This is a genomic window from Rhizobium sp. BK112 (genome assembly GCF_014193215.1).
GTDB classification, from domain to species: domain Bacteria; phylum Pseudomonadota; class Alphaproteobacteria; order Rhizobiales; family Rhizobiaceae; genus Rhizobium; species Rhizobium anhuiense.
This window is the reverse complement of sequence record NZ_JACHYZ010000027.1, coordinates 22377-30884: the sequence shown is the minus strand read 5'-3', so window position 1 is coordinate 30884 and position 8508 is coordinate 22377. Positions and strand designations below refer to the sequence as shown.

Annotated in this window: 8 protein-coding genes and 1 pseudogene; 4 read left to right on the top strand and 5 right to left on the bottom strand. The window is 59.3% G+C overall.

The window, feature by feature from the left end; genetic code table 11:
• Positions 1 to 164: pseudogene (locus FHT75_RS34950) on the bottom strand (sugar ABC transporter substrate-binding protein); the annotation flags it as partial.
• Between the two features lie 309 nt (positions 165 to 473).
• Here FHT75_RS34950 and FHT75_RS34945 point away from each other — a divergent pair.
• The 4 genes from FHT75_RS34945 to queE all read left to right on the top strand — a co-directional run bounded on the left by FHT75_RS34945 (position 474) and on the right by queE (position 3432).
• Positions 474 to 1526: a substrate-binding domain-containing protein gene (locus FHT75_RS34945; RefSeq protein WP_028755621.1), complete on the top strand. Its 1053-nt coding sequence runs from the start codon at positions 474 to 476 to the stop codon at positions 1524 to 1526.
• 114 nt (positions 1527 to 1640) lie between these two features.
• On the top strand, positions 1641 to 2351 hold the full coding sequence (queC, locus tag FHT75_RS34940; RefSeq protein WP_028755620.1) for a 7-cyano-7-deazaguanine synthase QueC: 711 nt from the start codon (positions 1641 to 1643) through the stop codon (positions 2349 to 2351).
• On the top strand, positions 2351 to 2707 hold the full coding sequence (gene queD, locus FHT75_RS34935; RefSeq protein ID WP_028755619.1) for a 6-carboxytetrahydropterin synthase QueD: 357 nt from the start codon (positions 2351 to 2353) through the stop codon (positions 2705 to 2707). The genes queC and queD overlap by 1 nt, the downstream gene beginning before the upstream one ends.
• Positions 2704 to 3432 carry a 7-carboxy-7-deazaguanine synthase QueE gene (gene queE, locus FHT75_RS34930; RefSeq protein WP_028755618.1) on the top strand — a complete coding sequence of 243 codons (729 nt, stop codon included), beginning with the start codon at positions 2704 to 2706 and terminating at the stop codon, positions 3430 to 3432. Before queD ends, queE begins: the two co-directional genes overlap by 4 nt.
• A 1-nt stretch (position 3433) precedes the next feature.
• Here queE and FHT75_RS34925 read toward each other — a convergent pair whose 3' ends face one another.
• The 4 genes from FHT75_RS34925 to nrdI form a co-directional block, all read right to left on the bottom strand.
• A complete protein-coding gene (locus tag FHT75_RS34925; protein WP_028755617.1) occupies positions 3434 to 4660 on the bottom strand; it encodes an adenylate/guanylate cyclase domain-containing protein in 1227 nt (408 codons plus the stop codon).
• A gap of 100 nt (positions 4661 to 4760) precedes the next feature.
• Positions 4761 to 5735, bottom strand: a complete 975-nt coding sequence (gene nrdF / locus FHT75_RS34920; RefSeq protein WP_028755616.1) for a class 1b ribonucleoside-diphosphate reductase subunit beta — start codon at positions 5733 to 5735, stop codon at positions 4761 to 4763.
• A 173-nt stretch (positions 5736 to 5908) separates the two neighbouring features.
• Positions 5909 to 8113 (bottom strand): class 1b ribonucleoside-diphosphate reductase subunit alpha, encoded by a 2205-nt coding sequence (gene nrdE, locus FHT75_RS34915; protein ID WP_028755615.1) that lies wholly within the window; start codon positions 8111 to 8113, stop codon positions 5909 to 5911.
• Positions 8092 to 8496 (bottom strand): class Ib ribonucleoside-diphosphate reductase assembly flavoprotein NrdI, encoded by a 405-nt coding sequence (nrdI, locus tag FHT75_RS34910; RefSeq protein WP_028755614.1) that lies wholly within the window; start codon positions 8494 to 8496, stop codon positions 8092 to 8094. Before nrdI ends, nrdE begins: the two co-directional genes overlap by 22 nt.
• Between the last annotated feature and the right edge of the window lie 12 nt (positions 8497 to 8508).

The following is an 8508-nucleotide window of genomic DNA, read 5'->3' as shown; positions in this document are numbered from 1 at the left end:
CCTTCCTTCGACAGATCCTGCTTCAGAACATTCAGCGCCGCTGCCTCGCCGCCCGACGTCCACCAGTGCAGCATCTGCACTTCCTTCACGTCGGCAGCCTGCGCTGCGCTCAGGCCGGCCATCATCACGACAGCAATCGCTGCCGAGCTCAAAAACTTGCGCATGAATTTCCTCCCATTTGCAAATCGGCGGCGGGACCCTCCCTGCCGCCCGATGTTTTCCACCCATTGTGGCGGTCGACATACGACCGCGCTCCTCCGCGCGGTTGCTAATTTAAAACGTTATAACTCTTTGATCGTCAAGTCCTTTCTCGACTGTCGAGAAAAATATGGTTATTTCGACATTGCATTGAAATTAATAGATATTTTCTATAAGATTAACAAAACGTAAAAATTTAAAACGTTTTCATTCGTTGATTGCGTGCCGGATTCATCGTGTTATTGTGTCGGCAAATCCACCATGGAAAGCTCAGGGTGACCGAACCGTCCCGGCCGCAACGCGGCGAAAATTTCGATATCGCACACAGGCGCGGCAAGCCGACCTTGCGAACGATCGCCACGATCGCCGGTCTTGCCGTGACGACGGTGTCACGGGCGCTTTCCGACGCGCCGCAGATTTCGCTGGAGACCCGTCAACGCGTGCACCGTATCGCCCGCGAGATCGGCTATCTCCCCGACCGGGCCGCGCAGCGTCTGAAGACCGGCCGCACCAACGTCATCGCCATTCTGCTCGATTCGCACGAGGAGGTGGTCGGCTTCAGCACCTCGATCATGTACGGCATCGCCAAGGCGCTGAAAGAGACCGCCTACCATCTAGTCGTCGCCCCGAACTTCCTGTCGACGACCGACGTCGAAGCCGCCGAATACATTATCCGCAACCACCTCGCCGACGGGCTGATCTTCACACGCACCGAACCGCTCGATGCCCGTGTCCGCCTCCTGCTCGAAACCGGCTTTCCCTTCATCTGTCACGGCCGCACCGAATTTTCGACGCCGCACCCCTATGTCGACTATGACAATTTCACCTTTGCCTATGAGGCGACGCGCCGGCTGATCGCCAAGGGCCGCAGAAAGGTGGCGGTGATCCTGCCGCCGAAACGGCTGACCTTCTGCCAGCATATTCTGCATGGTTTCATGACGGCGGTGCGCGAAGCAGGCATCGCCTATGAGATCCCTGAGGCCATCGATCTCGATACACCGGCGGGTGTGCTGCGCGACTTCATTCGCGGCCGCGCTGATGCCCCGGATGCTCCTGACGGTTTCATCTGTCCCGGCGAAGTTTCGGCGCTCGCCGTCATCAGCGGCATGAGCGATGCCGGCCGTTTACTGGCCATCGATTACGATATCGTCGCCAAGGAGACGTCCCGCCTTCTCAGCCAGTTGCAGCCGAAGGTCGACACGATCCACGAGGACCTGACGGCCGCCGGCGAGGATCTCGGCCGCATGCTGCTGCAGCGCATCAACAATCCGGACGCCGAAGATCTGCAGCTTCTGCTGCCGCCGCAGATCAACTTTCCGGTCGGTTAACCGCTCGGCTGTGACGGCCGACCTCTTAAAACTGTTTGCATGACGCGTGATTTGTCCTAGAAGCACCGCGTAATCCGGTCGCAGCCCACCCGGTCAAAACAAGGGATCCAAAATATGAAAACCATCGTCGTCTGCTCCGGCGGACTGGACTCCGTTTCGCTTGCCCACAGGATAGCCGCGGAAAAACAGCTTATCGGCCTAATCTCCTTCGACTACGGCCAACGGCATCGCAAGGAACTCGAATTCGCCGCGAAGTGTGCCGCACGCCTTTCCGTTCCCCATCATATTATCGACATTGCCAGCATCGGCGGCCATCTCAGCGGATCGGCCCTGACCGACAATGTCGAGGTTCCCGACGGCCACTATGCCGAGGAGACCATGAAAGCCACGGTCGTCCCGAACCGCAACGCCATCATGCTGGCCATCGCCTTCGGTCTGGCGGCAGCGCAAAAGGCAGATGCCGTTGCCGTCGCCGTGCATGGTGGCGACCACTTCATTTACCCCGACTGTCGGCCGGGCTTCATCGACGCCTTCCAGCGCATGCAGAACGAAGCGCTGGAGGGTTATGCCAGCGTGAAATTGCTTGCACCGTATGTCGATGTTCCCAAAGCGGCGATCGTGGTTGACGGCGAAAAACACGGCACGCCGTTTTCGGAAACATGGTCCTGCTACAAGGGCGGCAGGCTCCACTGCGGGCGCTGCGGAACCTGCGTCGAACGCCGCGAGGCCTTCCATCTGGCCGGCGTTCCCGATCCGACGGAGTACGATGACCGGGACTTCTGGAAAGCGGCCCTGTCCCAATATTCGGCGACGGAGGCGCGTTGATGTACCGCATCACCAAGGAGTTTCACCTCTCCGCCTCCCATCAGCTGGATCATCTGCCCGCCGACCATCAATGCGCTCGGCTCCACGGCCACAACTACATTGTGGTCATCGAGCTCTCCGCCGAAAGCCTGAATGATGACGGCTTCGTTCGTGACTACCACGACCTCTCGTCGCTCAAGCGCTATATAGACGAAACCTTCGATCATCGGCACCTGAACGACGTCTTCGGCCATTCGAAAGTCACCTCCGAGTTCCTGGCAAGGCACTTTTACGACTGGTGCAAGCAGCGCTTCCCGGAGACATCGTCCGTTCGCGTCAGCGAGACGCCGAAAACCTGGGCGGAGTACAGACCGTGAGTGGCGGAACCATTCGCGTCAGCGAGATCTTTGGCCCGACCATCCAGGGTGAAGGCGCCTTGATCGGGCTGCCGACGGTGTTCGTCAGAACAGGCGGCTGTGATTATCGATGTTCCTGGTGCGACAGCCTGCACGCGGTCGACAGCGCGTTCCGCGATCAATGGATTCCGATGTCCCCCGAGGCGATCTGGCATAAGGTCACCGAACTCTCCGGGGCAAAGCCACTGACGGTTTCCCTTTCCGGAGGCAATCCGGCGATACAACCCTTAAGGCCGCTGATCGAACTTGGCCATTCCCAAGGATACCGCTTTGCACTGGAAACGCAGGGAAGCATAGCCCAGGCCTGGTTTCGCGATCTCGACGTCCTGGTCATCAGCCCCAAACCGCCATCCAGCGGCATGCCGACGGATTGGGACCAGGTGGACCACTGTCTTCACCTAGCCGCCAGCGGCCCCGAGATCGTCCTGAAGATCGTCGTCTTCGACGATGCCGACTACGCATTCGCCCGACGGGCAGGTGAGCGCTATCCGCAAATTCCCCTGTTCCTCCAACCCGGCAACCACACCCCGCCGCCGCCCGACGATGACGACGCCCGCATTGATATCGACGGTGTGATGGATCGGATGCACTGGCTTGTCGACAAGGTGACGGCGGACCAATGGTTTGCAGCCCGCGTGCTGCCTCAACTGCACGTGCTGCTTTGGGGAAACAAGCGAGGGGTCTGAGCTACCTGCCCTCTGGAAAGGCGAAGACATCGACCGGTTCGCCGAGCCCGCGCAGCGGGAAGGTGCCGAGACTGTCCATCTCCTCCGCGCAGCCCGCCATTTCGACGAAGGCCCGCGATAGCAGCACCGGACGCTTGACCTCCTTGGTCAGGCTTTCCAGCCGCGAGGCGACATTGACCGCCGGCCCGATGACGGTGAAATCCAGCCGCCGGCGCGAGCCGATATTGCCGTACATGACATCGCCGACATGCACGCCGACGCCGTAGCGCAGCGGTTCGCGCCCATTGCTCGCATGCTGCTGGTTCAATTGCGCCATCAACTCCTGGCCCTCACGGATCGCCTGCAGCAGATCATGACAGGCCGTTTCCTTGCTCAGCGGGAAGATCGCCAGCAAGCCGTCGCCCATGAACTTCAGGATCTCTCCGCCATAGCGCTCGATCGGGTCGGACATAGCGTCGAAATAATCGTTGAGCAGATGGATGACGTCGTCGCGCGGCCAGAGATCCGAAATCGCCGTAAAGTCGCGCAGATCGCAGATCATGATCGCCGCGCCGACGGTCGCGCCGCTGCCACGCGTCGTAACACCCGACAGGATCTGCTCGCTCGCATGCGGTCCCACATAGGTCTGCAGCAGCGTGCGCGCCATGATGTTCTTCAGCCGGATTTCGCTGACGAGGGTCAGGGCCGGCAGCAGGTCGCGCAGGGAATCGATATGATCATTCGTAAAACCGCCCGGCCGGCTGGTGGAAAATGTCGCGACGTGCCGTTTGCCGAACGTATGCTCGACCGGCCAGGCGATATACTCCGTGAGACCGTCGTCGCGCAGTTCCTGATAGAATGAATCCTCGTCGCCGTCGGCTGTGTCTTCCAGCTGTTTGCGCACCTCCTCCGCACCCTGATGGATCGCATTGACGGGACTTTTCAGGAACTCCGGGGTATTTTCGACACCATAGGCGAAAGTGTTGATCTTCGCCTCCGTCAGACCCTCCTTCCAGAGGATGCGGGCGCCAATCCATTGCGGATGGTTCGTCCTGAAATGCAATGTCGCGCGCGCCACCGGCACCCCTGATGCCAATAGCTTCTCGCACATCTCCACCAGGATGTTGTCGATGAACCGCTCGCCGCGCGTCTCGTTCACCAGCCAGTCGAGGATCCGTCTCCTGCGGATCGGCCAGACGCCATCATCCGCTTCGACGGTAGTCCCGGCCTTGTCCAAAAGAGACGACATCAAAAACTCCTGCTGCGCCATATCGGCGAGTACTGAATTTAGTTTCCGCTGAATGTGGGCGATAGGGAAGCAAATGATAAGGGGAGACGGCGATCAAACCTCAGAAATCCCAGTCCTCGTCCTCGGTCGCCACAGCCTTGCCGATGACATAGGAGGAGCCGGAGCCTGAGAAGAAGTCGTGGTTCTCGTCGGCATTCGGCGAAAGTGCCGACAGGATCGCCGGGTTGACCTTGCAGGCATCAGCCGGGAAAAGCGCCTCATAGCCGAGGTTCATCAGCGCCTTGTTGGCATTGTAGTGCAGGAACTTCTTGACGTCCTCGGTCAGCCCGACGCCGTCATAGAGCGCTTCGGTATATCTGGCCTCGTTATCGTAGAGTTCGAGCAGCAGCTCGAAGGCGAAATCCTTGATCTCCTGCCTTCTCTCCTCGCCGAGCCGCTCCAGCCCGCGCTGGAACTTGTAGCCGATATAATAGCCGTGCACCGCCTCGTCGCGGATGATGAGGCGGATCATGTCGGCCGTATTGGTCAGCTTGGCGCGGCTCGACCAGTACATCGGCAGGTAGAAGCCGGAATAGAACAGGAAGCTTTCGAGGAAGACGCTCGCGACCTTCTTCTTCAGCGGATCGCCGGAGCCGTACTGCTCCATGATCAGCGCCGATTTCCGCTGCAGGAATTCATTCTCCTCCGACCAGCGATAGGCATCGTCGACATCGGGCGTCGAGCACAGCGTCGAGAAGATCGAGGAATAGGAGCGCGCATGCACAGCCTCCATGAAGGAGACGTTGGAAAGCACCGCCTCCTCATGCGGCGTTGCCGCATCTTCCATCAGCCTTATGGAACCGACGCCATTCTGGATCGTGTCGAGCAGCGTCAACCCGGTGAAGACGCGGATGGTCAGTTGCTGCTCGACCGACGTCAGCGTCGCCCAGGAAGGAATGTCGTTCGAAAGCGGCACCTTTTCCGGCAGCCAGAAATTGCCGGTGAGCCGGTTCCAGACTTCGAGATCCTTATCGTCCTCGATACGGTTCCAGTTGACGGCGCGCACGCGGCTGATCGGCTTTACGGCGATGTTCATGGTGATTATGTCCTCAATAGATCTGATGGCGCTCGGAGCCCCCTCACCCTGCCCTCTCCCCGAGGGGAGAGGGGATGTCGCGCCTGCCGCAAATGTCTTCTCCCCATAGGGGAGAAGGTGCCGGCAGGCGGATGCGGGGGCCATTTGCTTAAAGGCTCGCGGCCGAAATCAACTCACAGCGTACAAGACACACAGCCCTGCACCTCAGTGCCGGACAGCGCCATTTGGCGAAGGCGGATGTAGTAGATCGTCTTGATGCCCTTCTTCCAGGCATGGATCTGCGCCCTGTTGATATCGCGCGTCGTCGCCGTGTCGCGAAAGAACAAGGTCAGCGACAGCCCCTGGTCGACATGCTGGGTCGCCGCCGCATAGGTGTCGATGATCTTCTCCGGTCCGATCTCGTAGGCATCCTGATAATAATCGAGATTGTCGTTGGTCATGAACGGTGCCGGATAATAGACGCGGCCGATCTTGCCTTCCTTGCGAATTTCGATCTTCGAGACGATCGGGTGGATCGAGGAGGTCGAGTGGTTGATGTAGGAGATCGAGCCTGTCGGCGGCACCGCCTGCAGGTTCTGGTTATAGAGGCCGGAGGCCATGACCGCCTTCTTCAGCGCGGCCCAGTCCTCCCTTGTCGGAATATGGATGCCCGCCGTCTCGAACAGCGCCCTGACCTTCTCCGTCGCCGGCTCCCAGAGCTGGTCAGTATATTTGTCGAAATAGTCGCCGGAAGCATATTTCGAATTCTCGAAGCCCTTGAAGCTCGTGCCGCGTTCGACCGCCAAGAGGTTCGAAGCGCGGATCGCGTGATAGGTGACCGTATAGAAATAGATGTTGGTGAAATCGACGCCTTCCTCCGAGCCATAGAAGATGCGTTCGCGGGCGAGATAGCCGTGCAGGTTCATCTGGCCAAGGCCGATCGCATGGCTCTCCTCATTGCCCTTCTCGATCGAGGGAACCGAGGAAATGTGGCTCATGTCGGAAACGGCCGTCAGCGCCCGGATCGACGTCTCGATCGTCTTGCCGAAATCGGCCGAATCCATGGCCGCGGCGATGTTCAGCGAGCCGAGATTGCAGGAAATATCCTTGCCAAGATATTTGTAGGAGAGGTCGTCATTGTATTCGCTGGCCTCGCTCACCTGCAGGATCTCCGAGCAGAGATTGCTCATCGAGATGCGCCCGGCGATCGGGTTCGCCCGATTCACCGTGTCCTCGAACATGATATAGGGGTAGCCGCTCTCGAACTGGATTTCGGCAAGCACCTGGAAGAATTCGCGCGCCTTGATCTTCTTCTTTGAAATGCGGGCATCCGCCACCATCTCGCGGTACTTTTCCGTCACCGAAATATCGGTGAAAGGCGCGCCATAGACGCGTTCCACGTCATAGGGCGAGAACAGGTACATGTCTTCATTGTTCTTGGCGAGCTCGAAGGTGATGTCGGGCACGACGACGCCGAGCGACAGCGTCTTGATGCGGATCTTCTCGTCGGCATTTTCACGCTTGGTATCGAGGAAGCGCATGATGTCGGGGTGATGGGCGTTGAGATAGACCGCACCCGCGCCCTGCCGCGCCCCGAGCTGGTTGGCATAGGAAAAACTGTCTTCGAGCAGCTTCATCACCGGGATGATGCCAGACGACTGGTTCTCGATCTGCTTGATCGGCGCGCCGGCCTCGCGGATATTGGTCAGCGACAGCGCCACGCCGCCGCCGCGCTTCGACAATTGCAGCGCCGAATTGATCGACCGGCCGATCGATTCCATATTGTCCTCGACGCGCAGCAGGAAGCAGGAAACCAGCTCTCCGCGCTGCTTCTTGCCGGCATTGAGGAAGGTCGGCGTCGCCGGCTGGAAACGGCCGGAAATGATCTCGTCCACCATGTCGCGGGCAAGGCCCTCGTCGCCGCGCGCAAGCGCCAGCGCCACCATGCAGATGCGGTCCTCGTAGCGCTCGAGATAGCGCTTTCCGTCGAAGGTCTTCAGCGTATAGCTGGTGTAATATTTGAAGGCGCCGAGGAAGGTCGGGAAACGGAATTTCCTGGCATAGGCCTGGTCGAACAGGTCTCGCACGAAATTGAAGGAATACTGGTCGAGAACCTCCTGCTCGTAATAACCCTCGGTCACGAGGTAATCGAGCTTTTCCCTCAGATTGTGAAAGAACACCGTGTTCTGGTTCACATGCTGCAGGAAATACTGCTTGGCCGCCAAACGATCCTTGTCGAGCTGGATCCGCCCATCCTCGTCATAGAGGTTCAGCATGGCGTTCAGCGCGTGATAGTCGAGCGTTTCCGCCGCTTTCAAAGGGCGTTGGCCTGCGGGATGAGCAAAAGTGTTATGCGGTTTTGCGCCCGCATCCCGCGTCAGAGTTGTTCCCGTGTCCAAAATCGTTCCATCCCGTGTTTGACGTTGGCGACGTCGTCTTCCGTGCCCATGAGCTCGAACCTGTAGAGGTACGGCACCAGGCATTTCCGCGAGACCACGTCGCCGGCGAGCCCGTATGTCTCGCCGAAATTGCTGTTGCCCGCGGCAATCACGCCGCGGATGTGTCCTCGGTTTTCCGCATCGTTCAAGAAACGAATCACCTGCTTGGGAACGGCACCCTTGCCGCCGTCGCCGCTATAAGTCGGCACAACAAGCACGAAGGGTTCGTGGATATGGAACGCGTCAACGCCACCGGTCGGAATGCGCGCCGCGCGCAGTCCGAGCTTGGCGACGAACCGATGGGTATTTTCGGATCGGCTGGAATAATAGACGATCAACCCCACCGCTTGTCCTCA